Raw genomic sequence first — 24,645 nt, 5'->3', positions numbered from 1 at the left:
CGAAGGAGCTCCTCCATGCGCACTCTCGCCTCCGCCGCCGCCATCGGTTTCGCCCTGGCGCTCGCCGCCTGCAGCCAGACGGAGCAGGACAAGGCGCAGGCCAGCGCCAACGAGGCGGCATCCGACGTGAAGGCGGTGGGGGCCGACGTGGGGGAGGACGTGAAGGAAGGGGCCCAGAAGGCCGGCGCGGAGATCAAGGAGGTCACCTCCGATCCCGACGTGAAGGCCGCCGCCGGGGAGGCGAAGGACGCGCTGAAGAACCTGGGCTCGTCGATCAAGGACGCCTCGCGGAACGAGGACAGCTCGACGGGGACGGCGACGACCACCACCACGACCACGAAGAAGACGTACTGAGGGCCAAAGTTGCTCCCCCGCAGGGGGAGCTCTGGCGAGGCCGGTGAAGGGGCTTCAGCTCAGAAGGCGCAGCTGCACGTCGGCGGCGGAAGCCCCCTCCCACCGCTTCGCGGTCCCCCTCCCCTGCGGGGGAGCATCTAGGCCGCCTTGGCCTGCTTCTTGACCTTTTTCACCGCCTGCTCGCGCTTCAGGCGCGACAGGTGGTCGATGAAGAGAACGCCTTCGAGGTGGTCCATCTCGTGCTGGATGCAGACGGCGAAGAGGCCTTCGGCGTCCTCCTCCACCTGCTCGCCCTGGTAATTGAGGTAGCGCAGCTTGACCCGGGCCGGACGCTCCACCTCGTCGTAGATCTCCGGCACCGAGAGGCAGCCTTCCTCGTAGGGGGCGGTCTCCTCAGAGGCCCAGAGGATCTCCGGGTTCACGAAGTAGCGGGGCTGCTTCTCCTCGCCCTGAGGGGCGAGGTCCATGACGATGATGCGCTTGGGCACGCCGATCTGGATGGCGGCCAGGCCAATGCCGGGCGCGGCGTACATGGTCTCCAGCATGTCGTCCATGAGCGCCCGCAGCTCGTCGTCGACCTTCTCGACGGGCTGGGACACCTGCTTCAGCAGGGGGTGCGGGACAACGAGGATCTCACGGACGGCCATGGGCGGGAGGTAGGGTCGCTAATCCTGAGCGTCAAGGTGGGATATCAAGGTCTTAGGCCTCTTCGCCGGCCACCAGCCGCACCGGCGGCGCCTCGGCCTTGCCGAGCTTGGCGAGGGGGCGGACGGCGCTTTCCAGCGGCTCGAGCTGCGGCACTTCCTTGCCCTCGTGGTCGACCTTCAGCTCCTCGAAGCGTCGGGCCTGGCTCAGCACCTGGGTCTCCAGCGAGCCCACGAACTGGTTGTAGCGGCTGACCGCCGCCTCCAGCGCCTTGCCCACCGACCCGGCATGATGGCCCATCACGGCGATGCGCTTGTAGAGTTCGCGGCCGAGGTCGGCGATCTTACGGGCGTTGGCGGCCTGCTCCTCGACGCGCCAGCCGTAGCTGACGGCCTTGCACAGGGCGAACAGGGTGCTCGGCGTCACGATCACGACCCGGCGGTCCATCGCCTCGGTCATAAGGTCGGGCGCCCGGTCGAGCGCCGCGGCCATGGCTGAGTCCAGCGGCACGAACATGGCCACGAAGTCGGGCGAGTTGTCGAACTGGTCCCAGTAGGCCTTGGCCGACAGCCCCGAGACGTGGCCGCGGACGCTCTGCACGTGGCGAAGTCCGCAGGCGTCGCGGGCGGCCTCGTCGGCGGCCTCCTGCAGCTCCAGGAAGGCGTTCAGCGAGCACTTGGCGTCGATCACGAACACCCCGCCGCCGGGCAGGCGCACGGTGACGTCCGGCCGCCGACGGCCCTCCTCGCTGTCGGTGTGGGTCTGCTCCTGGAAGTCATAGCGGTTGGCGAGGCCCGCGGCCTCCAGCACGTTGCGCAGCGTCTGCTCGCCCCAGCGGCCCTGCACGCCGGCGCCGCGGCGCAGGGCGGCCGACAGCTTGCGGGCCTCGTCCTGGGTCGCGACGGAGGCCTGCATCAGCTGGGCGATCTGCTGCTTCAGGCCGCCGGTCTCCTCGGCGCGCTGCTTCTCGACGGCGGCGACCTGTTCCTGGAACTGCTTCAGGGTCTCAGCGACCGGCTTCAGCTGGGCTTCGATCTTAGCCTGGGCGAGCTGCTCGCGGGTGGTGAGCTGCTCCTCGTTCCGCTTCAGGATCGCCTCGGCGACGGTGGCGGCGGACTGGGCGGCCTGGGCCTGCACCATCTGCGCCTGCTCCTCGAGCATGGCCACCCGCGCCTCGGCGGTGGCGGCGCGCAGCCGCTCCTTCACAGCCCAGAAGATGGCGGCCGCAGCCACGGCGAAGCCCGCCAGGGCGAGGATCAGCATCACGTTCATGGGTTGTTCTTTACAGCACCCGGTGATTCCCAGCCACTGTGACGTCATGGCCGGCCTTGTGCCCGCCACCCAGAAACGCAGACCTGCGTCCAGCTGGACCCCGCGCGGTGCTTCTGGGTCCCCGCGACAAGCGCGATGACGCGCATTTGGTGGTGGTGATTACGCCGGCCGCCTGGCGCGCATGGCCTGGGCGATGGTGCCGTCGTCGAGCCAGTCGAGCTCGCCGCCGACCGGGACGCCGCGCGCGAGCATGGTCACCGAAACGTCGGCGTTGGTCAGGCGATCGGCCAGGTAGTGCGCGGTGGTCTGACCGTCGACGGTGGCGGGTAGGGCCAGGATGACCTCACGCACGGCGGGGTCGGCGGCGCGGTTGACCAGCGGGCCGACGCGGATGGCGTCCGGTCCCACCCCGTCCAGGGCCGACAGCAGGCCGCCCAGCACGTGGTAGCGTCCGCGGAAGGCGCCGGCCCGCTCCATGGCCCAGAGCGCGCCCACCTCCTCGACCACGCAGATCAGCGAGGCGTCGCGCTGGCTGTCGGCGCAGATCGCACAGGGGTCCTGGGTGTCCAGGGAGCCGCAGACCTGGCAGGTCTTCACCCGGGCGGCCGCCTCAGAGAGCGCGTCGGCGAGCGGGTTGAGCAGCTGGTCGCGCCGCTTCAGCAGCGCCAGCGCCGCGCGCCTGGCCGACCTGGGTCCCAGGCCGGGGAGCTTGGCGAGCAGGCCGATCAGCCGCTCGATCTCAGGCCCTGCGGAGGCGGCCACCTAGAACTTCGGCATGCCCGGCAGGCCCATGCCGGCCAGGGGCCCGGCGGCCTCGCGCATCATCTCGGCCTGCTGGGCGTCCAGCTTGCGCTTGGCGTCGGCGTGGGCGGCGACGAACAGGTCGGCCAGCACCTCGCCCTCGCCCGGCGCCATCAGGCTTTCGTCGATGTCGACGCGGGCGAGCTCGCCCGTGCCCTTCAGCTGCACCTTGACCATGCCGCCTCCGGAGGTGCCCTCGACCGAGAGCTCCGCCAGCCGCGCCTGGGCGTCCGCGAGCTTCTGCTGCATGGCCTGGGCCTGCTTCATGAGCTGGTTGAGGTCTTTCACGGGCTACTCCCCTTCACCACTACTCATCGTCACTGTCGTCGTCGGGCGCGGGCTCTGCGCCCGTCTCCGCCTGGGCGACGTTGCGTATGCCCACGATCTCGGCGCCCGGGAAGGCCTCCATGACCGAGCGGACGAAGGGGTCCTGCTCGATCTGGGCGCGGACCTCACGCTCCTCGCGCTTCTGCTTCTCCCACAGGCTCTCGGCCCCGCCGCCGCCCTGGGCGACGATCAGCCAGCGCTCGCCGGTCCATTCCTTCAGCCGACCTACCAGCCGCTGGGCCAGGTTGTTCGGCGCGCCGGGCGCCGGCTCGTACTCGATCGCGCCGGGCCGGAAGCTGATCGGCCGGATGTAGCGCTCCACGTCCAGCTTCAGGGCCACGTCGCGCCGCCGGTCGATCAGCGCCAGCATGTCCTCGAAGGTCTGCAGGGTCACCGCAGGCTCGGCGGGGCTGGTCTGCGGCATGGGCCGGCGCGCGACCGCCATGGCGCCTCCGCCCCCACCGCCGCCACCGCCCCCGCCGGAGGATTGGGGTCCGCCGCCGGACGGGCCGGAGGCGGGCGCGTCGCCCGACTGCAGCTTCTTCAGCGCCTCCTCGGGGCCGGGAAGGTCGGCGGCATAGGCCATGCGGATGATCGCCATGTCGGCGGCCGCGGCGGCGTCCGGCGCGCGGCGGACCTCCTCGTAGGCCTTCAGGAGCAGCTGCCAGAGCCTGGAGAGCGTGCCGGCCGAGACCGCGGCCCCCACCGCGGCCAGCCTCTGGGCCTGCTCCTTGGGCATCACCAGCGCCTGCGGCCCGATCGCCTTGGCGACCGAGGCGCCGTGGGTGTGGTCCAGCAGGTCGAGCATCACCTGGTCGGGATTGGCGCCGTAGCCGTAGAGGGTGCGGAAGGTCTCGATGGCCGGGCCCGCCTCGCCGCGCATCACCTGCTCGAAGAGGCTGATGGTCTGCGCCCGGTCGGCGAGGCCCAGCATGTCGCGGATGGCGGCGGCGGTGACCGTCTGCCCGGGCTCGGCCTGGACGATGGCCTGGTCGAGCATCGACTGGGCGTCGCGCACGGAGCCTTCGGCGGCGCGGGCGATCAGCATCAGGCCTTCCTGCTCGACGCGGGCGCCCTCGTTCTCGCAGATCATCTCCAGGTTCTTGATGATCACGTCGGGCTCGACGCGGCGCAGGTCGAACCGCTGGGTGCGCGACAGGATGGTCACCGGGACCTTGCGGATCTCGGTGGTGGCGAAGATGAACTTGGCGTGCGGCGGCGGCTCTTCGAGGGTCTTCAGGAGCGCGTTGAACGCCCCCGTCGAGAGCATGTGCACCTCGTCGATGATGTAGACCTTGTAGCGGGCCTCCACGGGGGCGTAGCGCACCCCTTCCAGCAGCTCGCGCATGTCGGCCACGCCGGTGCGGGAGGCGGCGTCCAGCTCCAGCACGTCCATGTGCCGGCCCTCGATGATCGCCTTGCAGTGGCGGCCCTCGTCCTTCAGCTCGAGGGAGGGCTCGTGGACCGTGTCGGTGTCGTAGTTGAGCGCCCGGGCCAGCAGGCGGGCGGTGGTGGTCTTGCCCACGCCCCGGACGCCGGTGAGCATGAAGGCGTGCGCGATGCGCCCCGTCGCGAAGGCGTTGCGGAGCGTCCGGACCATGGCCTCCTGGCCATAGAGGTCCTCGAATGTGCGCGGCCGGTACTTGCGCGCGATGACGGTGTAGGCGGCGCTCTGGTCAGCGGCGGGCTTCGCCGGCTCGCCGAACATGTCGACGGCGTTGGGGTCACGCTCGGGCGCCTGATCTTCGAGCGTGAGGTCTTCGTCCGCCATCGGGCCTTACGGGGAGAGAGGTGGAGACCGGACGTCGACCCAGAGGTGATCTCGTTGTGGCTGCTGCCTTCCGGCCCTGACCAGGTTGGCGAGGCCTCCGTCCGCCGCCGATCTCCGCGCCCTATATCGCTGCTCGGGAACACAAGCGCAACCCGAGCCGCCCGCCAGGCGAGTGCGACATGACGCGGACGCGGCGGCGCCTTAAGAGTTCCGCCCCATGGCCCTCGACGCCTTTATGAACATCTTCGCCGGCAACCCCCTGGACCGGGCGAGCGACCGGCGGACCAACGCCGGATGGCTCGCCGAGCAGGCGAAGAGCCCCGACGCCCTGGCGCTGGCGCTGTGGAACGGCAAGCCCTTCGTGGAGCCTTCCAAGGACGGCGGCATGCAGATCGCCTACCTGGCCCCGGGCCTCGTGGAAGAGCTGGCCGGGGGGCTGGAGCGGCTGCTGTTCATGGGCTTGTGGAAGGACACCCCGGTGTTCGCCGCCGACCTGGGCGGAAGCGTCGACCCTGGCGAGGGGCCGCTGCAGGGGCTGGGGAAGTTCGAAGACCTGCGGGCCATCGCGCTGAAGGTGCCGGCGCCCGACGCCGCCATCCTGGCCACTGCCAAGGCCATGTTCGAATGGCGCCGCCGGCACGACCACTGCGCCGCCTGCGGCGAGCCCACCCGCATCGTCGACGGCGGCTGGAAGCGCCAGTGCCCGTCCTGCGAGGCCGAGCACTTCCCGCGCACGGACCCCGTGGTGATCATGCTGCCGTTCGTCGGCGAGCGCTGCATGCTGGGCCGGCAGGAGGCCTGGCCGAAGGGCATGTTCTCGGCGCTGGCGGGCTTCCTGGAGCCCGGCGAGAGCATCGAGGAGGCCTGCGCCCGCGAGCTCGCCGAAGAGGCCGGGCTGAAGACCGTGCGCGTCCGCTACCACTCCAGCCAGCCCTGGCCCTACCCCTCGTCGCTGATGATCGGCCTGATCGCGGAGGTGGAGGACGAGGACGCCGCCCCCGACCAGACTGAACTCTCCGAGGTCCGCTGGTTCAGCCGCGAGGAGGCCCGCGACCTGCTGGCGGGGAAGCTGGACGGGGTGGCCGCGCCCGGACGCCTGGCCATCGCCCACCAGCTGATCAAGGCGTGGGTCGAGGAGGCCTAGCCTCGCGTGCGGAACGGATCGGCGGGGTAGACCCCCAGGATCTCGAACTTTTCCGAGAAAAACTGCAGCTCCTCGAAGGCCCGGGCCACGTTGCGGTCCTCGGGCCGGCCGTCGACCTCGGAGTAGAAGAAGGTCGCCGTGAAGGCGCCGTTCTCCATGTAGCTCTCCAGCTTGATCATGTTGACGCCGTTGGTCGCGAAGCCGCCCAGCGCCTTGTAGAGGGCGGCCGGCAGGTTCCTGACCCGGAAGATGAAGCTGGTGATGCAGGGCTGGGTGAAGGGCGGCGGCGGCGGGTCCTTGTCCGCCGTCATGACGAGGAAGCGGGTGGTGTTGTTGTGCTCGTCCTCGATGTCGCGCTGCAGGATCTCCAGGCCGTAGATCTCCGCCGCCAGGGCCGGTGAGACCGCCGCCTTCGTGGGATCGGGGTTTTCGGCGAGCAGCTTGGCGGCGCCGGCCGTGTCGCCGGTGGCCTCGGTCTTCAGCTTCAGGCGGCGGATGGTCTTGCGGCACTGGCCGAGCGCGATGGGCATGCTCATCGCGACCTTCACGTCCTCCAGCTTCACGCCAGGGTTCGCCATCAGCTGGAAATGGATCGGCTTGAACCGCTCGCCGATGATCTTCAGCCCGGATTCCGGCAGCAGGTGGTGCACGTCGGCGACGCGCCCAGCGATGGAGTTCTCCACCGGGATCATGCCGAGCTCGCAGTCTCCGCGCTTCACCGCGTCGAACGCGTCCTCGAAGGAGTCGTGCGGCGCCGGCTCGTAGTCCGGGAAGTGCGTGGCGCAGGCCTCGTGGGAGTTGGCCCCCAGCTCGCCCTGGAAGGCGATGCGTCGCTTGCTCATGAGACCGACCTTGCGTGCTCGCGCGCCCGCTCGAGATCGGACGGATTGTCGACGGAGATCGGCGCATCGTCCGCCACCGCCGCCCAGATGGACAAGCCCAGCTCCAGGGCCCGCAGCTGCTCCAGCTTCTCGCGGGTCTCCAGCGGCGACGGCGGGGCGGTGTTGAACTGCTCCAGGGCCGGGCGGCGGTAGCCGTAGATGCCGACATGACGCCACACCGGCTGGTCGCCGTAGAGCGTCGAGCGGGTGAAGTAGAGGGCCCGGCCGGTGCGGGCGCCGGGCTGCAGCGACAGGATCGCCTTCACCACGTCCGCATTGCCGCGATCGGCGGGCGAGGCTTCGGGCGCGACGACGGTGGCGATATCGCAGGCCGGCTGCTCCGCCAGCAGCCCGGCGCAGGCGGCCAGCACGCCCGGCTCCACGAACGGCATGTCGCCCTGCAGGTTGATGACCACGTCGTGCTCACGGCCGGGGTCCAGCTCCGCCAGCGCCGCCAGGATGCGGTCGGAGCCGGAGGGCAGGTCCGGGTCGGTCAGGACGGCCTCGCCGCCGGCCGCGCGAACGGCCTCGACGATCGCCGAATCACCGGCCGCCACGGCCACCGGACCGGCCCCTGCCGCCTGCGCCTGGCGCAGCACGCGCACGATCATCGGGACACCGCCGATATCCGCCAGGGGCTTCCCCGGCAGGCGGGTCGCGGCCATGCGCGCGGGGATGAGGACGATGGGATTCATGGGGAGCTTGAGGCGGTTGCGCCCGCGCCGGTAGCGTGTAAGAGAGCGGCGCGCAATAAGCGGCGGGATTCCTGCTGCGCCGGCCGCTGCGCGGCGGGCTGAGGAGAGGGCCTTTTTAGGGACGACATGAGCGACCTTACCTTCAACAAGGTCGCCGGCGCAGTGCTGGCGACGGGCCTGGCCATTGTGGGCCTGCGCGAGCTCTCCGCAGGCGTGTTCGCTCCCGAGGAAGTCGAGAAGCCCGGCTATGCCGTGGCGGTGGCGGAAGAGACCGGCGGCGGCGCGGCCGCGGCCGATGTTCCCATCGACTGGGGCACCGTCCTGCCCACCGCCGACGTGGCCGCGGGCCAGGCGGCGTTCGCCAAGTGCTCCTCCTGCCACAACGCCGACCCCGGCGGCCCGAACGGCACCGGCCCGGCTCTGTATGGCGTGGTCGGCCGCAAGCCGGGCAGCCATGCGGGCTTCGCCTATTCGCCGGCCATGGTCGATCTGGGCGGCAAGGTTGCCCAGTGGGACGACCAGCACCTGAACGAATTCCTGCAGTCGCCCCAGAAGTACCTCCCCGGCACCAAGATGACCTTCGTCGGCCTGAAGAAGGCCGAGGACCGCATCAACATGATCGCCTTCCTGCGGTCGAAGGGCGGCAGCCTGCCGGTGCCGGCCCCGAACCCCGCCGCGGCGGCGGCTCCGGCCGCCGGCGCAGCGCCGGGCACCGCCCCGGGCGCGGCCGAAGGCGGTCAGCCCACGGCCACGGGCTCCACCGCCACGCCGGCCACCGGCGCGGGCGGCCCCGCCGGCCAGGGCACCGGGGCTCCTGCCCCCGGCTCGCCCAGCGAGGCCCGCTCCAGCGCCGCGGCGCCCGGCGCCTCGTCAGACAACCGCCCGAACCCCTAGATCCGGCGGAAGCCGGTCACCTCGCCGAAGCTGTTGGCCTTGATGCGCTCGATCGCCTGATCGAGCGGCTCGATGGCGACGGCCATGTGATGCCCGTTGGCGTGGATGATGCGCTCGGTGTCGAGCGCCATGGCCACGTGGCCCTTCCAGAAGGCCAGGTCGCCGCGGCGCACCTCGGCGCGGGTGATCGGCTCGCCCATGGGCTCTTGCTGGTCGGCGTCGCGGGGACAGGCGCGGCCGCAGGCGAGCAGCGCCTGCTGGACCAGGCCCGAGCAGTCCAGGCCCAGGCTCTCGCGGCCGCCCCACAGGTAAGGGGCGCCGATGAACCGCTCCGCGACCGCAGCGGCGTCTGTCTCGAACAGGCCGATCGGGGCCAGGTGCTCGGCGGTGACCCAGCCGGAGCCGGCGACCTTCGCCAGCCGGCCCTCGTGGGCCTCGACAGTGACAAGGGAATTGATCGAATAGGGGCCCATCGCCCGCGTTTTGATGGACGCCTCGGCGAAGGAGTAAGTGCGGATCGCGGCGATCCGGTGGGTGGGCGCTGGGCCGCGGGGGGAGAGCGCGGCGGCCTCCACGAAACCGCAGTAGCCGTCCCGCGGCGCCTGGCCGAAGAGGAACGCGCCCTCCTCCTCCAGCACCTCGAAGGCCTCGCCGAACAGCAGCTGGTCCATCTGCTCGGAACTCGCGTCCGGGGCGCGGCGGATGGCGGCGGCCGGGACCGCGCAGGTCATCGGCTTGGGGTCGAGGTAGACCTCGGCGGCCGCGACGCCCTCAAGCGAGCGCGCCGCGACCCCGTCGCGCAACGGAGTGATGCGCGTGTCGAGCGTCAAGCGAACCGCTCGCGGATCATGGCGTAGAGGCCGCGGATGGCCATGGCCTCGCCGCCGACCGGATGGCCCGGCCTGGCCCGCGCGTTCCAGGCGAAGATGTCGAGGTGCGCCCATGGCCCCGCCGGTGCGAACCGCTGCAGGAACAGCGCCGCCGTGACGGCGCCGGCCTGGGCCCAGGCGTCGGGATCGTTCTTGATGTCGGCGATGTCCGTGTCCAGCGCGTCCGCATAGGGCTTCCAGAGCGGCATGCGCCACAGCGGGTCGGCCTGCTCGCGGGCGTGGCGCGCGATGGCCTCGGCCAGCTCCTCGTCGTCAGTGAAGAACGGCGGAAGCTGCGGCCCCAGGGCCACCCGCGCCGCGCCCGTCAGGGTGGCGAGGTCCAGCGTCAGCGCCGGCTCCAGCTCGGCGGCGCGGGTGAGCGCGTCGGCCAGGATCAGCCGGCCCTCGGCGTCGGTGTTGCCGACCTCGATGGAGAGCCCCTTCCGGGAGGCCAGCACGTCGCCGGGCCGCATAGCGTCGCCGGCGATGGCGTTCTCGACCGCCGGGACCAGCACCGCCAGCCGCACCGGCAGGCCGGCGGCCATGATCATGCGACCCAGGGCCAGGGCATGCGCCGCGCCGCCCATGTCCTTCTTCATCAGCCGCATGCCCGCCGACGGCTTGATATCGAGGCCGCCCGTGTCGAACACCACGCCCTTGCCGACGATGGCCACCAGCGGCCGGCCGGGCTCACCCCAGGTGATCTCGATCATGCGCGGCGCGCGTTCCGGCACGGCGGCGCGCCCGACGGCGTGCACGGCCGGGTAGTTGGCCTCCAGCAGGGCGTCGCCGGTCACCACCGTGATCTGCGCCCCATGCTGCTCGGCGATCTCGCGCGCGATGGTTTCGACCTGCAGAGGGCCCATGTCGTTGGCCGGGGTGTTGATCATGTCGCGGGCCAGCGCGCAGGCGTGCGCCACCTGCCGCAGTTCCGCGACGTCGGCGCCATCCGCCACCAGAACCGCACGCTCGGATTTCGCCTGCTTGTAGCGGTCGAACCGGTAGCTCCCGAGCGCGAAGGCGAGCGCCGCCCGATCGCGAGCGATGACCTCCGGCGCCTGGGCGATCCGGTAGGCGCCCGCCGGCAGCTTTGTCGGCAGGCCTCGGAAGGCCATGGCGTCGGGCGTCTCGCCAAGGCCGAAGAGGACGCTCGCCAGCTTGCCGTCCTCGCCAGGGACCAGCAGGACCTGCCCGGCCTTGGCCTTGAACTTGGAGAGCGCGGCGTACCCCGCAACGAACGGCGGGGTGGCCGCGAGCGTCGCCTCGAGCTCGCCGCCGGCGATCGCCTGGATCGGGGTGACGGGGCCGTCGAAGGACGGAACGAGGACGTCGGTCATGGCAGGGCTCGGACGGCGGGAGGAGACGGAGGGCTTCCTCTCTCCCATCCGCGGCGGCTAGCGCAAGGCCTGGAAGGCGTCCACGAACGGGGAGCCCGGAAACGCGGCCAGGGCGCCGACCGCGATGGCCAGACCGTAGGGCACGTTCTCGTCGGGCTCGGCCAGCCTGGCGAACCACGGCGGGCCGCTCAGCACCAAGGGGCGGACAAAGGGCGAGCGCAGGCCGAGCAGGCCCATGGCCAGGGCGCCGCCCGCGAGGCCGGTGATGGCAAGATAGGGCACGGCGGCGTTCCAGCCCAGCCACAGGGCCGCGGCGGCGAACAGCTTGGCGTCGCCGCCGCCGATCCAGCGCAGGGCGAACATCGCCATGCCGGCCACCAGCGCGAGCGCGCCCACGCCGACGTGGGCCCCCCCCGTCGGCAGCGGCATGCCGGCCGCGAGAGCCGCCAGCGGGAAGAGCCCGACCAGCCCCAGCGAGATCCAGTTAGGAATGGTGTAGCTGACCGCGTCCTTAAGGGCCGCGGTGATGACCAGCGCCGGGAAGGCGAGCGCAATCAGGGCGGCGACCAGGGGCAGCATGGGGCCCAGAATGGCGCGGGCGGGTGAACGGAGCGTTGCGCCCAAACGAAGAACCCCCCGCCGGCTGGGCCGACGGGGGGTCCTGGGAAATCAGACCTGGAGAGGTCGACTTACTGCGGCAGAGCCGTCGACACCTTGCCGAACGTGCCCACCAGCTTGCCACCCATGGTGGTCAGGGCGGTCACGAGCACGACGGCGACCAGAGCGGCGATCAGGCCATACTCGATGGCGGTGGCGCCGGACTCGTCCTTGGCGAAGCGAGCGATGAACTTGGACATGTTGAACTCCTTATCTGTCGCGAGCGGGCTGAAGCTAAGCCTGCTCGCCCGATACAGCCTCAAGTTCGCAGGTCTCGCTTAATTGCCAGTAAACAAGCGAGTATTGACGCGAAAATTGTGTAGTGAATACATGTTCATAGTGTGTATCCGTTAACCAAGGGCTCCATTTCCCCTCGGCGAGCCGCCTCCACTTAAGCGTTGCTTATCCATAGGCTCGCGAGCGGCTTTCAGGCGAGCGCGCCGTCCAGTTCGCGCAGATCGGGCCAGAGCGGGACCTTCCGGCCGTCCAGACGGTCCACGGGCCGCAGGCCGATCAGGCTGTTGCTGAGGAAGATCCCGTCGGCCTGGCGCAGGATCTCCGGCCCGGCGCGCACCGCCCGCACCGGCTCGCCCTGCGCCGCGGCGGCGGCGATCACCCGGGCGCGGGTGATGCCGGCCAGCACGCCGCAGTCGAGGTGCGGGGTGTAGAGCCGCCCGCCCGAGACCCAGAACAGGTTGGCCGCCGCCGCGCAGGCGATCTCGCCGCGGGCGTTGAGCATCAGCGCCTCGTCGGCGCCCTTCGCCCGCGCCTCCGCCCGGGCGAGCACATTGTCGAGATAGGCGAGCGTCTTCAGGCGCGACGTCGGCGAGCCCTCGTTGCGGCGCACCTTGCTGGTGACCAGCCTGGCCGGCTTGTCCGGCTTCACCGAGGGCGCGGCGGTCGCGAACAGCACGGGCTGCAGCGCCTCCGGCCGGTCCAGCCCCCGGCCGCCGGGCCCCGCCGTCAGCGTGAGGCGCACGGCGGCCCGCCCGGCAATCCCTTCCAGAGCCTCCCGCATCCGCCGCTCCGCCTCGCCGGAGTCGGGCGCGGGCAGTCCAAGGACCCTACAGCCCTGGGCCAGCCGGTCGAGGTGCGCCGGCAGGCGCTTTATCGCCCCATCCTCAGCGAGCACGGTCTCGAACAGCCCGTCGCCGAGGGTCAGGCCGCGGTCGGTGGGCTCGATCACGCCAGCCTGCGTCCGCCGCCGCGCACGAAGGTCAGCAGCACCAGGCCGATCACCAGCAGCACGATGATCATGGCGAAGCCGCCCTGCTGTGTCTTGGTGATGGTGGTGCCGAGGTTCACGAGGGTGGGCGCGAGCCACATGGTGGCGACGCCCGAGAGCGCATAGACGCCGAAGAACGCGCCGGTCTGCTCCGGCGGCGTCAGCCGGGTCAGCGTCGTGCGGCTGGAGGCGTACTGGGCGGTGATGAAGATGGCGTTCAGGAAGCCGATGCCGATGAACGCCCAGTCCGGGGCGGTCCGGAACACCGGCCCGTCCCACAGCGGCGCATGGGCGGCCGCATCGTACGGCCAGAGGTAGAAGATCCGGTCGGGCGCGATCCCCAGCATGGCGGTCAGGCACACGGCGGTGGCGGCGATCTCGATTATCAGCGCCCACTTCGGCCCGACGCCCGCATCCAGCCATCGCGCCACGAAGCCGCCCAGCACCGCGAACACGCTGAGCATGATTCCGTAGGCCAGCATCTCCAGCGCGCCCCACTTCATCACCCCGATGGCGTAGACGCCGGCGTAGATCAGCACCGCGTTCATGCCGTCGACAAAGAACATCCGCGAGACCAGGTAGACGACCGCGTCCTTGTAGCGGCGCACCGTCTTCAGCATGCGGGCGAGCTCGGCCGCCCCGTCCGCCCACGCCTTCAGCATCGGCACGCCGGTCCTGGGCGCGTCCGGGGTGATCAGGAACAGCGGGATCGATCCCACAAGCAGCAGCCCGGCCGCCATCAGCGCCACTACCCGCTCCGGCTCGTGGGTGGCTGGGTCGAGGCCGAACAGCGGGGCCGAGGGGACCCAGCCCCAGTCCACCTTGCCCGGCAAGGCGAACGCCCAGGCGGTGAAGGCGAGCGCGACGACCGAGAACAGGTTGCCCAGCGACAGGGCCAGACCCGAGGCCTTGTGCGCCGCCTCCAGGCCGGCGGCCCGGATCAGCATCGCGTTGTGCAGCACCTCGGCGTAGACGAACAGCAGCCGCGCCCCGATGTAGAGCACGGCGATCATCCCCAGCGTCATCGCCCCGCCGGGCGCGGCGAACCACAGCGCCGCGATCATCGGGACCATCAGGCCGACGATGATCCCCAGCCACGGCTTCCTGGGCCCCAGCTTGTCGATGGAGGCGCCCAGGAAAGGCGCGGTGAACACCACCACCCAGCCGATGATCTGGTCCCAGCGGGAGATCATCGCCTGCCCGGCCACCGGATCGGTCACCAGCACCGAGGCCACATAAGGCATGAAGATGTAGATGGTGACGAGGATGATGAACGGGTCGCGCCCGCCCTGGTGGATCGACCAGGCGTAGCCCCCGGGCCGAAGCTTCCCGTCCCCGCCGGCCATGGCGATGGTCGGCGGCTCGACCACAGCGGCCGGGCCGTCGGCGTCCAGAGGCTTGGGCTCGCTCACGTTTCCGTCCCCCCGCGTTGCAAGCCGCCTCTTGCCGGGCGGTCAGCGGGACCTTAGCCGCGAAGCCTCCAGCCGGCCAACCGCCCTTCGGCCGCCAATAGGGCGGCGCGCACATCCGCCGGCCGGCCCTGGGCCGTGAGGGCGTCGCAGAGCGCGGTGAGGCACAGCCGCACGTGCCAGGGCGTCGCCGAGGCGCCCATCAGCCCAATCCGCCAGACCTTGCCCTTCAGCGGCCCAAGGCCCGCGCCGATCTCGAGGTCCCACTTCGCCAGCACGTGGGTGCGGACGGCGGCCTCGTCGATGCCGTCGGGCACGAGCACGGCGTTGAGCTGCGGCAGGCGGTGCGGCTCGTCCACCAGGAAGCGCAGGCCCACGGCCTCGAGCCCGGCGGCCAGCGCCTCGTGCATGCGCGCGTGGCGGACGATGGCGGCCTGCTGGCCCTCCTCGAACAGCACCACCAGCGACTCGTGCAGCCCGTAAAGCGCGTTCACCGGCGCGGTGTGGTGGTAGGTCCGCCCGCCTTCGCCGCCCCAGTAGCTCATCAAGAGGTTGAAGTCGCAGAGCCAGTTCCTGACCTTCTCCTTGCGCGCGGAGATGGCGGCCTGGGCCCGGTTCGACAGCGCGATCGGCGACAGGCCGGGTGGCGCCGACAGGCACTTCTGGGTCCCGGAGTAGACCACGTCGGCGTCCCAGGCGGCCACGTCCACCGCGATCCCCCCCAGCGAGGTTACGCAGTCTACGATGGAGAGCGCCCCGTGCTTGCGCGCGATCGCGCAGAGGGTGGCCGAATCGCTGCGGGCTCCCGTGGAGGTCTCCGCATGGACGAAGGCCAGCACCTTGGCCGGGGCCTGCTCCAGCGCCTCCTCGACCCACGCCGGGTCGACCGGCTTTCCCCACTCATGGTCGACAGTGACCACCTCGGCCCCAGCGCGGCCGGCCATGTCGGCCATCCGGCCGCCGAACGCGCCGTTGACCGCGATCACCGCCCGGTCGCCCGGCTCCAGCAGGTTCATGATCGCCGCTTCCATCCCCGCCGTGCCGGGCGCGGGCAGCGGCACGCAGGCGTGGTCGGGGGCGTTGAACAGCCGCTGCAGGGCCTGCTTGATCTCCTCCATCAGCCCCTGGAACTCCGGATCCAGGTGGCCGACGGTGGGCCGCGCCAAGGCCTGGAGCACGCGGGGGCTCACGTCGGAGGGGCCTGGTCCCATGAGGACGCGGCGTGGCGGCTGGAAGCTCTGCATCGCAACTCCGTGAATAACGGCGAGGTGATTAGGCGCGCGGGCCGCCCCTGCGCAATCCTAAGTGCAGGCTTCTCCCAAGAGGTCTGTCCCTGAAGCGCCCGTCACGGTTTGCGGAGACCGTGGCGGGCGCGGCTGTTTTCAGCCGCCGAGCAGGCGCTCGTGGATGCGTTCGCGGAGCGCGGCGTCGACGCCCAGGACATCTTCGAGGTAGGCGTCCAGCGAGCCGTGCGCTCGGCGGATGACCTCGAAGGCAGTCTCCAGGTATTCCGGCTGCACCGAAACGGCGAGCCGCAATGCCTCATCGTCGACGCTGACACCGCAGGTCTCCTGCAGCCACGGCCCCAGGAAATCCATCTTGCGCGCCATCCGGCTCTCGTCGTTGGTCAGCAGGTAGTCGGCCATCAGGTCGTCGTAGCTGACGCCCGTGATGTGGTGCGTGAGCGCGCAGATCAGCCCGGTGCGGTCCTTCCCCGCCGCGCAGTGCACCACAATCGCTCCATCGACCTCGGCCAGAGTGCGGAAGTAGCGGGTGTAGAGGTCGATGTGCCGCTTCTGGAACGGCGCGATCCGGTAGTACTCCAGCGCGTCCTGCCGGAACCACTCGCGTTCCACGCGGCCCTTGCCGCGCAGCATGTCGGCCCAGTCCGGGTGGTCGGAGAGGATATCGTTCTCCACCACGGCCGCGCCGAACCCCGGCCACCGCTTCGACGGCTCCCGCGCCCGCTCCTCCGGCCGGCGCAGGTCGATGATGGCGGCAAGCCCCAGGTCCCGCATCCGCTGCAGATCGGCCTCGGTGGCGTAGGCGTGGTTGGCGGAGCGGTAGAGGACGCCCCGCCGGACGCCTCGCCCGCAGGCGGTGGCGTAGCCCCCGAAGTCGCGGAAGTTCTCGATGCCTTCGAAGTCGATGTGCCGGGTCATGGCCTCACCTAGTCGGAGTCGGCGGCGGAATCGAGATGGCGGCGAGGCATTGCTATGGTGGCGCCATCACTGTCACGCTTGCCGTGACCAGGGGGGATAGACCTGAGATGACCCGGCTCCTGAGCGCCATCCTTGCGGCGGCCATCGCCGCGGCGCCGATTGCTGCGACCGCCCAGCCCGTACGGCGCCCGGCGGCCGTCGAGACCGTGCGCGTCGACAAGGCCCGGATCGACGCCGCCCTGGCCGACATGGTGGCCAGCGGCCGCGCCGCCGGGGTCTCGGCCCTGGTGTGGCAGGACGGCCGGGAGCGCTACTTCGGGACGTCCGGCTTCGCGGACCGCGAGGCGCGCCGGCCGATGACCCGGGACACGCTGGTGCAGATCTGGTCCATGACCAAGCCGGTCACCGGCGTCGCCCTGATGCAGCTCTGGGAGCAGGGCCGTTTCCAGCTGGACGACCCCGTCGCCCTCTACCTGCCGGAGTTCGGCGCCATGCGCGTGCTGGCCGGCAAGGACGCGGCGGGCCAGCCCACCTATGGGCCGGCCTCGCGGCCGATCACCGTCCGCGACCTGATGCGCCATACCGCCGGCCTCTCCTACGGCATGCGCGGCACGCCGGTGGACGCCGAGTACCGGCGGGTGGACCCGATGAACCTGCAGAACGACCTGCCGGAGATGGGCCGCCGGATCGGCGGCCTGCCCCTGCTGTTCGATCCGGGCAAGGAGTGGAGCTACTCCTCCTCGGTCGACGTCCAGGCCCTGCTGGTCGAGAAGCTCGCGGGCCAGCCGTTCGAGGCCTACGTCCGCAGCCACATCCTCGCGCCGCTGCGGATGAAGGACACCGCGTGGACGCAGCCGCCGGCGAACCTGCCGCGGCTCGCCGCCACCTACGATGGCCCGGCGGGGAAGCTCGTCCGCCAGCCGGACGAGCGGACCCGCGTGATGAACTTCGGCCCGCGGCGGCTGACAATGGGCGGGGCGGGCCTGGTCTCCTCCATCGACGACTACATGCGCTTCGCCCGCATGCTGCTGAACGGCGGCGAGCTCGACGGCGCGCGGATCCTGAAGCCCTCGACCGTCCGGCTGATGGCCACCGACCACCTCGACCCCAGCATCAAGGAGCGCTTCTTCCTGCCCTCGAAGGGCAGCGTAGGCTTCGGGTTCGACTTCGCGGTGCGGACCGGCCAGCCGAACGACCCGAAGGAGAACCGCGGCGCAGTGGGCGAGTTCTTCTGGGACGGCGCAGCCACCACCCTCTTCTGGGTCGATCCAGCCAACCGGCTGGCGGCCGTCTACTTCGTCCAGCGCACCCCCTTCGACGGCACCCTCCACCACGACATCCGCCAGGCGGTGTACGGGGCGAGCTACCTGGGGCCGAAGGGGGACTAGCCCTCCTGGGCGAAGCTGGAGCCGGCGCGAGCCCTAGTTGCGGCGTGAAGGGAGACCGCGCTTGTAGACACCGCCGAAACTCACCCATGCGCCGCCGCAACCGCCGTTGTCGGCCACCACGAGGTAGGGGCCGATCAGACGCAGCCGAGCGCGACAGTCGTCGAGCTGGTCTTCCATGGTGATCTCGAGCACTCCCCGGAGCGGTCGGGCTCGCCCCACGATCTCACCATCGTTGACGTTGCCCGCTTCCGCATCGCGCACGAACACCGCGGTCCCCTCCACCTTGATCTCTGCGCCGGCGCGGCTCAGCCGCAGATCTGCGCCCCGTCCCCATCCGTACCCCGTCGACCAGGCGCCCACCCATGCTGCGGACGGTGGATCAGGGTCGACGGTCATCGGGAGCAGACGTGCTTGGGGAAGCCATCCCGTCGCTCCGCCACGGGCGTTCGGGAAGTAGGTGCAGACAAATGCCCCGGTGGAGGCGCCGGTGACCACGGCGTCTCCCGCCACCACATACGCGCGCTCTTCACACCGCCTGTGGCCGGGGCAGCCCTGCCGATCCCGCTGGAAGCGAACGGGAGGGGCGCCCCGAACCCGGGCCAGGCCAAGCTTCGCGGGGTCGGCCAGGTCCCCTAGCTCCCCCCACTGGCAGTTCTGGGCCGCCGTTGCAGGAGCGGCGCTCCAGCAAAGGGCCAGCAAGGCAAGGCAGGGAAGGTGAACCCGCATTGGCCTCTCCTAGCGGAACGGCGGCTCGTCGAAGCTCCTGAGCTTGCGCGAGTGCAGGCTGGCGCCCTCCTGGCGCAGCAGGTCCATGGTGGCGACGCCGATCTGCAGGTGCTGGCCGATGGCGCGCTCGTAGAAGGCGTTGGCCTGGCCGGGCAGCTTGATCTCGCCGTGCAGCGGCTTGTCCGAGACGCAGAGCAGCGTCCCGTAGGGCACCCGGAAGCGGTAGCCCTGGGCCGCGATGGTGGCGCTCTCCATGTCGATCGCCACGGCCCGGCTCTGGTTGAACCTGAGCGCGCTCAGGGAATAGCGGAGCTCCCAGTTGCGGTCGTCGGTGGTGACCACCGTGCCGGTGCGCAGCCGCCGCTTCAGCACCTCTCCGGTCTCGCCCGTGACCATCTCGGCGGCCCTGTTCAACGCCACCTGCACCTCGGCGATCGGCGGGATCGGGATCTCCGGCGGCAGGACGCTGTCCAGCACGTGGTCGTCGCGCAGGTAGGCGTGCGCCAGCACATAGTCGCCGATGGTCTGTGAGCCGCGCAGGCCTCCGCAGTGGCCGATCATCAGCCAGGCCTGCGAGCGCAGCACCGCAAGGTGGTCGCAGACCGTCTTGGCGTTGGATGGCCCCACCCCAATGTTCACCAAGGTGATGCCGGCGCGGCCCTCGGCCATCAGGTGATAGGCGGGCATCTGGTGCTTGCGCCAGGCGCCGGCGGCTACCGCAGCCTCCGCGTTCGGCGTGTCCTTGGTGACGTAGACGTGGCCGGCCGCCGACAGCGCCGTGTACGGCCCGTCCTGCTGCAGCTGCCCGCACGACCAGCGGACGAACTCGTCGACGTAGCGGTGGTAGTTGGTGAACAGGATGTACTGCTGCACGTGCTCGGCCGGCGTGCCGGTGTAGTGGGCGAGCCTGGCCAGGGAGAAGTCGGTCCGCAGACCGTCGAACAGCGCCAGCGGCCGCGGCCGGTCCGGGTGCATGGTCCACGCGCCGTCGGCGATCTCGTCGCCGATGTGCGCCAGCTCCGTCGTCGGGAAGTGCCGGGCGATCTCCGCCGAGCCGATGTCGGCGAGGGCGATGTCGGAGGCGCCGTCCAGCACGTAAGGGAACGGGATCTCCTGGCTGGAGCGGCCCACCTCCAGCTCGATGTCGAAGTCCTGCTGCAGCAAGGTCAGCTGCTCGACCAGGTAATCCCGGTAGAGGTCCGGCCGCGTCACGGTGATGGCGTATCGCCCGGGATTGCCGATGCGGGCGAAGGCCCGCCCGATCCGCGGGTAGGGCTGGCCCGCGGGCCAGGTGAGCCGCAGCTCGGGGTAGGTGAAGGCCCCGCCGGACCTCAGCGCCGGCTTCGGCGGCGGCCCGCCGGCCAGGAACTCCTTCAGCGCGCCCCTGAGGGCCTCCACGCTCGCGCGGTATTCGCTCTCCAGCCGATCCACGATGCCGGCTGCATCCATTTTCCTCGTCATCGCCGCCTTATAGCCACGCCAGCCCTAACAGGACACCCCACCCCCCTGCCGCGCGGCGGCCGGGATGGACGGCGCGCCGCTTCACGGCCACAAAGGCTCCACCTTCGCCAGCCGGGGCCGCCTGCATGAACCGCCTTTTCACCATCTTCATCGTGGCCGCCATGGTGCTGGGCGTGCTCACGGGATGGGCCATCAACCAGGGGCTCCCGGCGGACCAGGCGAAGACGGTCGCGGGCAACCTGTCGATCATCACCGACATCTTCCTGCGCCTGATCAAGATGATCATCGCCCCGCTGGTGTTCTCGACCCTGGTGGCAGGGATCGCCCACATGGGCGACGCCTCGGAGGTGGGCCGGGTGGGCGTGAAGACCATCGGCTGGTTCATCCTGGCCTCGATCTTCTCCCTGCTGCTGGGCCTCCTCATGGTCCACCTGCTGCAGCCCGGCGCGGGCCTGTCGCTCGCGCCGCCGACCGATACCGCGGCGGCCGCCTCCAGCGTGGACATGTCGAAGTTCACCCTGAAGGAGTTCATCACCCACCTGGTGCCGACCTCCATCGTCGACGCCATGGCGCGCAACGAGATCCTGCAGATCGTGGTGTTCTCGGTGCTCGTCGGCACCGCTGTCTCGGCGATCGACGACCGCGCGCCGGCCGTCCTGCAGCTCGTGGAGCAGGTCGCCTCGATCATGCTGAAGGTGACCGGCTACGTGATGAAGACGGCGCCGCTCGCGATCTTCGCCGCCCTGGCCTCCTCCATCGCCACGCGCGGCATCGAGGTGCTGGGGACCTTCGCGGCCTTCATCGGCGGTTTCTATCTCAGCCTGGGCCTCCTGTGGGGCGCGCTGATCATCGCGCTGGTCATCTTCGTGGGCCGCCGCGGCCTCTCGCTGGTGGCCGCCATCCGGGCGCCGATGCTGCTGGCCTTCTCCACCGCCTCCTCGGAGGCTGCCTATCCGCGGACCTTGGAGGAGCTCCAGAAGTGGGGCGTCTCGCGCAAGGTGGCGTCCTTCGTCCTGCCGCTGGGCTACTCGTTCAACCTCGACGGCTCGATGATGTACTGCACCTTCGCGACGCTGTTCATCGCCCAGGTCTACGGGATCGAGATGACCATCGCGCAGCAGATCACCATGCTGGGCCTGCTGATGATCACGTCGAAGGGCATGGCGGGGGTGCCGCGGGCCTCTCTGGTGGTGATCGCCGCCACCCTCACCTTCTTCGACCTGCCCGAGGCGGGCCTGCTGCTGATCCTGGCCGTGGACCACCTGCTCGACATGGGCCGCTCGGCGACCAACGTGCTCGGCAACTCCGTCGCTAGCGCGGTCGTGGCGAAGTGGGAGAACCAGATCGAGGAGCCGCAGCCCGCCCCCGCTGCGGCCTAACGGCCGTTAAGCCTATCGTTTAACGGGGGATTCGCCTCGTCGGGTCCATTCTAGGCGCCTCCCTTGGTTTGAGGCGTCCCCTTCGCGTGCCTGAGAGCTCCGACATCACGGCGGGTCTGATTGAGCGCGTGGCCGAGCTCGAGGCCGAGCGCGAGCTGACGCTCAGGCTTGCGCAGACGGACTCGCTGACGGGACTCGTGAACCGTGGGGCGTTCACCAGCGCCCTGGTCGAGCGGCTGGAGCAGGCCCGCGCCGAGGGCGGCTCCGTGGCCCTGTTCGTCGCCGACCTCGACCGGTTCAAGCACCTGAACGACACGCTGGGCCACCATGCCGGCGACCTCCTGTTAGCCGAGGTCGGCGAACGGCTGCGGACACTAGCCCAGCCGCACGAGCTGGTCGCCCGCCTCGGCGGCGACGAGTTCGCCCTGATCTCCGACGGCGCCGACGTCGCCCGCCGCGCCCAGGCGCTGGTCTCCGCCCTCGGCCAGCCGCACAGCATCTACGGCCGCGTCGTCGCGCCCGGCGCCTCGATCGGCGTGGCGGTCTTCCCGGACGACGCGCCGGACGCCGCCGACCTGCAGCGTTTCGCCGACATGGCCCTCTACCGCGTGAAGACCCGCGGCGGCCGCCGCTGGAGCGCCTTCGACGCCGAGCTGCGGGCCGAGAACGAGCGTCGCCGCACGTTGGAGGCCGAGCTGCGCCGCGCCCTGCCCGCCGGCGAGATCGTCCCCTGGTTCCAGCCGGTGGTGGATAGCGCCGACGGCCGGACAGTGGGCGTCGAAGTGCTGGCCCGCTGGAACCACCCCGAGCAGGGGCTGCTGTCGCCTGCCGCCTTCGTGCCGGCCGCCGAGGAGCTGGGGCTGATCGGCCGCATCGACGAGGCCGTCTTCGAAGCCGCCTGCCGCCGCGCCGCCCCCTGGGTGGCCGAGGGCTTGATCGAGCTCGTCTCGTGCAACGTCTCCCCGCGCGACCTGCTGGACCCGGCCTTCTCCCGCAAGCTGATCGGCCGGCTGCAGCAGACCGAGCTTCCGGCGACCGCGCTGACCGTGGAGATCACCGAGACCTTCCTATTGCAGGACCTGGCGCTGTCGCGCCGCCATATCGAGCGCCTGGCCGCCAAGGGCGTGAAGATCGCCCTCGACGACTTCGGAATGGGCTATTCCAACGTGCGCGCGCTCATGAACCTGCCGATCGACACCGTGAAGCTCGACCGCACCCTGATCTGCGACGTGGCCAAGGACGCCCGCGTCGCCAAGCTGGTCGGCGCCATGCTGCACGCCGCCCGCGCGCTCGGGGTCTCCATCGTCGCCGAGGGCGTGGAGGACCAGGGCCAGGCGCTGTTTCTGCGCGCCGCCGGGTGCGACCGGATGCAAGGCTACCTGTTCGCCCGGCCCATGCCCGGCGACGAAATGGACGCCCAGCTGCGGGCCGGCCAACACGTCCTGAAGCGCCGGGCGCGGGCTTAAACGAGCCGCCACCGGCCCCATATTCCGGGCATGAGGAACCACCTTCGCACCTTCGTGCTGCTGGCGGCGCTGACGGCGCTCTTCGTGGGCGCCGGCTACATGATCGGCGGGCCCAGCGGCATGCTGATCGCCTTCGGGCTGGCGGCGGCCATGAACCTGGTCAGCTACTGGAACGCCGATAAGATCGTGCTTTCCATGTACCGCGCCCGGGAGGTCGATCCCGCGTCGCCTGAGCCGCTGCTGCGCAACTACCTGAGCGACGTGTTTGAGCTGTCCGACCGGGCCGGCCTGCCCAGGCCGCGGGTCTACGTCATCGACCAGGACCAGCCGAACGCCTTCGCCACCGGCCGCGACCCGAGCCACGCCGCCGTCGCCGCTACCCGCGGCCTGCTGCAGATGCTCGACCGCCGCGAGATCCGCGGGGTCATGGCCCACGAGCTGGCGCACGTGAAGAACCGCGACACGCTGACCATGACCATCACGGCGACTATCGCGGGCGCCATCTCTGCCCTGGCCAACTTCGCCTTCTTCTTCGGCGGCCGCGACGAGGAAGGACGCCCCGCCGGCATGGTCGGCGCCATCGTGGTCGCCATCCTCGGCCCCATCGCGGCCGCGCTCGTGCAGATGGCCATCAGCCGCCACCGCGAGTACGAGGCCGACGCGGAGGGCGCGGCGATCTCGGGCGACCCGGGCGCCCTGGCCTCCGCGCTGCAGAAGATCGAGGCCTACGCCAAGGGCGGCTACTTCAACCCCGACGCCGAGCGCAATCCGGCGACGGCCCACATGTTCATCGTCAACCCGCTGGCCCGCCGCGGCGACAGCCTGTTCTCCACCCACCCGGCGACGGCCAACCGCGTGGAGGCGCTGATGGCGCTCACCGGAAGCGGCCTCGGCGGGCGCGGGACGGCGGTGCCGACCACGCGCCGCGGACCGTGGAGCTGAAGCTCCCTCCGTCAGGCCGGCTGCGCCGGCCCGCCACCTCCCCAGGAGGGGGAGGATTGCCCCATTGCGGTCAACCTTGATGGCTTGATACGGCGGGGCCCGGAGGGAGCCCGCCCCATGCGCCTGATCATCGCGGCCATCGCCGCCGCCCTGATGTGGCTCGCCGGACCCGCCGAGGCCCAGACCACGTCGGCGGCGGCCGCCCAGGTCGTGGCCCGGCATCGGGCGGCGTCGGGCGGTTCGGCCTGGAACCAGCTGCGCGGGCTGCACGAGACCGGCGTCGAGGATGGCGTCCGCTACGAGGCCTGGTACGACCCGCTCCGCTACGGCGTGCGCATCGAAACCCAGGAGCCGGCGGGCAGGCGCGTGCGCGGCTTCAACGGGGTGGGCGCCTGGCAGATCTCCCCGGACCGCGTCATCACCGGCCGCGCGGACCGCGCGAGCCTGGCCCAGGCGCGGTCGCAGGCCTACCTCGCGGCCTGGGCCTTCCTGTTCCCGAGCCGCTTCGCCGCCGACACTGCCCACCTGGGCGTGCGCCAGGCCCGCGGCAGGTCCTTCGACGTGATCCGCGTCCAGCCCACCTCGGGCGAGCCGCGCGAGCTGTGGTTCGACCGGTCGAGCCGGCTGCTGTCCCGCGTCGTCGACCGCACCGGCGGCCGGCCGGTGACCACCGAGCTCTCCGACTACCGGCGGGTGGGCCGGCTGCTGCTGCCGTTCCGCGCCGCCAGCGATCGAGGCGGCCGCCCGAGCCTGCGCCAGGTCGAGGCGGTCACCACCGAGGCCGCCGACCGCACCCGCTTCAGCTGGACCGAGGCCGAGGGCACGCCCCGGCCGCAGTAG

Annotated in this window: 25 protein-coding genes and 1 other RNA gene; 8 read left to right on the top strand and 18 right to left on the bottom strand. The window is 71.0% G+C overall.

What is annotated here, in order from left to right:
- Positions 1-15: 15 nt before the first annotated feature.
- Positions 16-354 (top strand): cell surface protein, encoded by a 339-nt coding sequence (locus VIL76_RS16310; protein WP_332046089.1) that lies wholly within the window; start codon positions 16-18, stop codon positions 352-354.
- Between the two features lie 137 nt (positions 355-491).
- Here the strand turns inward: VIL76_RS16310 and VIL76_RS16305 are convergent, their stop codons facing one another.
- The 6 genes from VIL76_RS16305 to ffs form a co-directional block, all read right to left on the bottom strand.
- On the bottom strand, positions 492-1,001 hold the full coding sequence (locus VIL76_RS16305; protein WP_332046088.1) for a peptide deformylase: 510 nt from the start codon (positions 999-1,001) through the stop codon (positions 492-494).
- A gap of 52 nt (positions 1,002-1,053) precedes the next feature.
- On the bottom strand, positions 1,054-2,271 hold the full coding sequence (locus tag VIL76_RS16300) for a DNA recombination protein RmuC (protein WP_414695439.1): 1,218 nt from the start codon (positions 2,269-2,271) through the stop codon (positions 1,054-1,056).
- Between the two features lie 159 nt (positions 2,272-2,430).
- Positions 2,431-3,033, bottom strand: a complete 603-nt coding sequence (gene recR / locus VIL76_RS16295; RefSeq protein ID WP_332046087.1) for a recombination mediator RecR — start codon at positions 3,031-3,033, stop codon at positions 2,431-2,433.
- Positions 3,034-3,360, bottom strand: coding sequence for a YbaB/EbfC family nucleoid-associated protein (locus VIL76_RS16290; protein WP_332046086.1), 327 nt, complete (start codon positions 3,358-3,360; stop codon positions 3,034-3,036). It abuts the gene before it with no gap.
- Positions 3,361-3,379: 19 nt separating this feature from the next.
- Positions 3,380-5,170 (bottom strand): DNA polymerase III subunit gamma/tau, encoded by a 1,791-nt coding sequence (locus VIL76_RS16285; protein ID WP_332046085.1) that lies wholly within the window; start codon positions 5,168-5,170, stop codon positions 3,380-3,382.
- Positions 5,171-5,188: 18 nt separating this feature from the next.
- Positions 5,189-5,287: signal recognition particle sRNA small type (gene ffs, locus VIL76_RS16280), an RNA gene on the bottom strand.
- Between the two features lie 100 nt (positions 5,288-5,387).
- Here ffs and nudC point away from each other — a divergent pair.
- On the top strand, positions 5,388-6,314 hold the full coding sequence (gene nudC / locus VIL76_RS16275; protein WP_332046084.1) for an NAD(+) diphosphatase: 927 nt from the start codon (positions 5,388-5,390) through the stop codon (positions 6,312-6,314).
- Here nudC and VIL76_RS16270 read toward each other — a convergent pair.
- Complete coding sequence (locus VIL76_RS16270; RefSeq protein ID WP_332046083.1) at positions 6,311-7,156, bottom strand: prephenate dehydratase; 846 nt, start codon at positions 7,154-7,156, stop codon at positions 6,311-6,313. The two genes, nudC and VIL76_RS16270, sit on opposite strands and share 4 nt — an antisense overlap.
- Entirely contained in the window at positions 7,153-7,890 is a 738-nt protein-coding gene (locus tag VIL76_RS16265; RefSeq protein WP_332046082.1) for a 3-deoxy-manno-octulosonate cytidylyltransferase, read from the bottom strand. Before VIL76_RS16265 ends, VIL76_RS16270 begins: the two co-directional genes overlap by 4 nt.
- Before the next feature lie 126 nt (positions 7,891-8,016).
- Between VIL76_RS16265 and VIL76_RS16260 the strand changes: the two genes are divergently transcribed.
- The gene (locus VIL76_RS16260) at positions 8,017-8,784 is read left to right on the top strand and encodes a cytochrome c family protein (protein WP_332046081.1); all 768 of its coding nucleotides are present in this window, start codon (positions 8,017-8,019) and stop codon (positions 8,782-8,784) included.
- Here VIL76_RS16260 and VIL76_RS16255 read toward each other — a convergent pair.
- From VIL76_RS16255 to VIL76_RS16220, 8 genes are all read right to left on the bottom strand, one after another.
- Complete coding sequence (locus VIL76_RS16255) at positions 8,781-9,614, bottom strand: NlpC/P60 family protein (protein WP_332046080.1); 834 nt, start codon at positions 9,612-9,614, stop codon at positions 8,781-8,783. The two genes, VIL76_RS16260 and VIL76_RS16255, sit on opposite strands and share 4 nt — an antisense overlap.
- Positions 9,611-10,990, bottom strand: coding sequence for a leucyl aminopeptidase family protein (locus VIL76_RS16250; RefSeq protein ID WP_332046079.1), 1,380 nt, complete (start codon positions 10,988-10,990; stop codon positions 9,611-9,613). Before VIL76_RS16250 ends, VIL76_RS16255 begins: the two co-directional genes overlap by 4 nt.
- A 57-nt stretch (positions 10,991-11,047) precedes the next feature.
- On the bottom strand, positions 11,048-11,569 hold the full coding sequence (locus VIL76_RS16245; protein WP_332046078.1) for an A24 family peptidase: 522 nt from the start codon (positions 11,567-11,569) through the stop codon (positions 11,048-11,050).
- 110 nt (positions 11,570-11,679) lie between these two features.
- On the bottom strand, positions 11,680-11,847 hold the full coding sequence (locus VIL76_RS16240) for a Flp family type IVb pilin (RefSeq protein WP_332046077.1): 168 nt from the start codon (positions 11,845-11,847) through the stop codon (positions 11,680-11,682).
- A 227-nt stretch (positions 11,848-12,074) separates the two neighbouring features.
- A complete protein-coding gene (locus VIL76_RS16235) occupies positions 12,075-12,833 on the bottom strand; it encodes an aminotransferase class IV (protein WP_332046076.1) in 759 nt (252 codons plus the stop codon).
- Positions 12,830-14,284, bottom strand: a complete 1,455-nt coding sequence (locus VIL76_RS16230; protein ID WP_332046075.1) for an MFS transporter — start codon at positions 14,282-14,284, stop codon at positions 12,830-12,832. The genes VIL76_RS16235 and VIL76_RS16230 overlap by 4 nt, the downstream gene beginning before the upstream one ends.
- Positions 14,285-14,337: 53 nt before the next feature.
- The gene (locus VIL76_RS16225) at positions 14,338-15,459 is read right to left on the bottom strand and encodes an alanine--glyoxylate aminotransferase family protein (protein ID WP_332046074.1); all 1,122 of its coding nucleotides are present in this window, start codon (positions 15,457-15,459) and stop codon (positions 14,338-14,340) included.
- Between the two features lie 204 nt (positions 15,460-15,663).
- Positions 15,664-16,443 (bottom strand): tyrosine-protein phosphatase, encoded by a 780-nt coding sequence (locus tag VIL76_RS16220; RefSeq protein WP_332046073.1) that lies wholly within the window; start codon positions 16,441-16,443, stop codon positions 15,664-15,666.
- 107 nt (positions 16,444-16,550) lie between these two features.
- On the opposite strand from VIL76_RS16220, the gene VIL76_RS16215 reads away from it, so the two are divergent.
- A complete protein-coding gene (locus VIL76_RS16215; RefSeq protein WP_332046072.1) occupies positions 16,551-17,831 on the top strand; it encodes a serine hydrolase domain-containing protein in 1,281 nt (426 codons plus the stop codon).
- A gap of 33 nt (positions 17,832-17,864) precedes the next feature.
- Here the strand turns inward: VIL76_RS16215 and VIL76_RS16210 are convergent, their stop codons facing one another.
- Together VIL76_RS16210 and VIL76_RS16205 are read right to left on the bottom strand one after the other, a co-directional pair.
- Positions 17,865-18,326, bottom strand: a complete 462-nt coding sequence (locus tag VIL76_RS16210) for a hypothetical protein (RefSeq protein WP_332046071.1) — start codon at positions 18,324-18,326, stop codon at positions 17,865-17,867.
- A 240-nt stretch (positions 18,327-18,566) separates the two neighbouring features.
- Positions 18,567-20,018, bottom strand: a complete 1,452-nt coding sequence (locus VIL76_RS16205) for an AMP nucleosidase (protein ID WP_332046070.1) — start codon at positions 20,016-20,018, stop codon at positions 18,567-18,569.
- A gap of 125 nt (positions 20,019-20,143) precedes the next feature.
- Between VIL76_RS16205 and VIL76_RS16200 the strand changes: the two genes are divergently transcribed.
- The 4 genes from VIL76_RS16200 (at position 20,144) to VIL76_RS16185 (ending at position 24,645) form a co-directional block, all read left to right on the top strand.
- Positions 20,144-21,397 carry a dicarboxylate/amino acid:cation symporter gene (locus VIL76_RS16200; protein ID WP_332046069.1) on the top strand — a complete coding sequence of 418 codons (1,254 nt, stop codon included), beginning with the start codon at positions 20,144-20,146 and terminating at the stop codon, positions 21,395-21,397.
- Positions 21,398-21,483: 86 nt separating this feature from the next.
- On the top strand, positions 21,484-22,863 hold the full coding sequence (locus VIL76_RS16195; protein WP_332046068.1) for a putative bifunctional diguanylate cyclase/phosphodiesterase: 1,380 nt from the start codon (positions 21,484-21,486) through the stop codon (positions 22,861-22,863).
- 30 nt (positions 22,864-22,893) lie between these two features.
- A complete protein-coding gene (gene htpX, locus VIL76_RS16190; RefSeq protein ID WP_332046067.1) occupies positions 22,894-23,805 on the top strand; it encodes a zinc metalloprotease HtpX in 912 nt (303 codons plus the stop codon).
- Between the two features lie 117 nt (positions 23,806-23,922).
- Positions 23,923-24,645 carry a hypothetical protein gene (locus tag VIL76_RS16185; RefSeq protein ID WP_332046066.1) on the top strand — a complete coding sequence of 241 codons (723 nt, stop codon included), beginning with the start codon at positions 23,923-23,925 and terminating at the stop codon, positions 24,643-24,645.

It is taken from the genome of Phenylobacterium sp. (assembly GCF_036563285.1).
Taxonomy (GTDB): domain Bacteria; phylum Pseudomonadota; class Alphaproteobacteria; order Caulobacterales; family Caulobacteraceae; genus Phenylobacterium.
The sequence above is the reverse complement of the archived record's forward strand: the minus strand, read 5'-3'. Positions and strand labels throughout refer to the sequence as shown.

Bases quoted from the DNA above. Each gene is read 5' to 3' on its own strand.
- VIL76_RS16310 (WP_332046089.1), top strand. From the start codon at position 16: ATGCGCACTCTCGCCTCCGCCGCCGCCATCGGTTTCGCCCTGGCGCTC.
- VIL76_RS16305 (WP_332046088.1), bottom strand. From the start codon at position 1,001: ATGGCCGTCCGTGAGATCCTCGTTGTCCCGCACCCCCTGCTGAAGCAG.
- VIL76_RS16300 (WP_414695439.1), bottom strand. From the start codon at position 2,271: ATGAACGTGATGCTGATCCTCGCCCTGGCGGGCTTCGCCGTGGCTGCG.
- VIL76_RS16285 (WP_332046085.1), bottom strand. From the start codon at position 5,170: ATGGCGGACGAAGACCTCACGCTCGAAGATCAGGCGCCCGAGCGTGAC.
- nudC (WP_332046084.1), top strand. From the start codon at position 5,388: ATGGCCCTCGACGCCTTTATGAACATCTTCGCCGGCAACCCCCTGGAC.
- VIL76_RS16270 (WP_332046083.1), bottom strand. From the start codon at position 7,156: ATGAGCAAGCGACGCATCGCCTTCCAGGGCGAGCTGGGGGCCAACTCC.
- VIL76_RS16265 (WP_332046082.1), bottom strand. From the start codon at position 7,890: ATGAATCCCATCGTCCTCATCCCCGCGCGCATGGCCGCGACCCGCCTG.
- VIL76_RS16260 (WP_332046081.1), top strand. From the start codon at position 8,017: ATGAGCGACCTTACCTTCAACAAGGTCGCCGGCGCAGTGCTGGCGACG.
- VIL76_RS16250 (WP_332046079.1), bottom strand. From the start codon at position 10,990: ATGACCGACGTCCTCGTTCCGTCCTTCGACGGCCCCGTCACCCCGATC.
- VIL76_RS16245 (WP_332046078.1), bottom strand. From the start codon at position 11,569: ATGCTGCCCCTGGTCGCCGCCCTGATTGCGCTCGCCTTCCCGGCGCTG.
- VIL76_RS16240 (WP_332046077.1), bottom strand. From the start codon at position 11,847: ATGTCCAAGTTCATCGCTCGCTTCGCCAAGGACGAGTCCGGCGCCACC.
- VIL76_RS16220 (WP_332046073.1), bottom strand. From the start codon at position 16,443: ATGACCCGGCACATCGACTTCGAAGGCATCGAGAACTTCCGCGACTTC.
- VIL76_RS16215 (WP_332046072.1), top strand. From the start codon at position 16,551: ATGACCCGGCTCCTGAGCGCCATCCTTGCGGCGGCCATCGCCGCGGCG.
- VIL76_RS16205 (WP_332046070.1), bottom strand. From the start codon at position 20,018: ATGACGAGGAAAATGGATGCAGCCGGCATCGTGGATCGGCTGGAGAGC.
- VIL76_RS16200 (WP_332046069.1), top strand. From the start codon at position 20,144: ATGAACCGCCTTTTCACCATCTTCATCGTGGCCGCCATGGTGCTGGGC.
- htpX (WP_332046067.1), top strand. From the start codon at position 22,894: ATGAGGAACCACCTTCGCACCTTCGTGCTGCTGGCGGCGCTGACGGCG.
- VIL76_RS16185 (WP_332046066.1), top strand. From the start codon at position 23,923: ATGCGCCTGATCATCGCGGCCATCGCCGCCGCCCTGATGTGGCTCGCC.